Genomic DNA, 521 nt, shown 5'->3' with positions numbered 1-521 from the left:
CAATAGGAGTGATGGTCCATCCGATAAGCGCCCGCTTCGCCAAATAAAGGGAAAGCAAGCCGCCRGCAAACAAGACGACGCCAACAATCAGGCAGGCCAATATGGCGCTGATGCCGAGATGGATCATCACCAGGATCAGGAATTGGACCATGGCGAACGACGCCAGAATAAACAGGGCAACGGCCGCTATCCCACAGGCGCCGGACGAGACGATTGTCGACGTCTTACTCTTCATTTCCGCCTTGAGCAGGCGCACATCCAACCGCATCAACGAGGCGAATTTTTGCAACGCCTCGTTGACGATGCTGCTGAAGGGCCGGCGATCGATACCATCATCCATTTTGCAAGCCTCTCAGGAACGATCCGAGCTGCGCATGATGCGGGTGAGCATCACGCCGGCAAGGATCCCTACCCCAAAGAACGCTGCAGGTTGGCGCTGCGCGAATTTCGTAACGGAGTCGAGCAGTTCGCCGACGTTTCGATCTCGGAGGTCGGTGGAGATTCGTTCCACACCCTCGGCC

General features: G+C 57.1%; 1 protein-coding gene. It reads right to left on the bottom strand.

Annotated elements, in window-relative coordinates; translation table 11 throughout:
* The coding region (locus tag ACXJ7R_RS36145) for a phage holin family protein (RefSeq protein WP_457155949.1) at positions 1 to 340 on the bottom strand (340 nt) is incomplete at its 3' end.
* Positions 341 to 521 lie beyond the last annotated feature (181 nt).

This window comes from Mesorhizobium sp. P5_C1, assembly GCF_054049815.1.
This window is presented reverse-complemented; position numbering and strand designations above follow the sequence as displayed.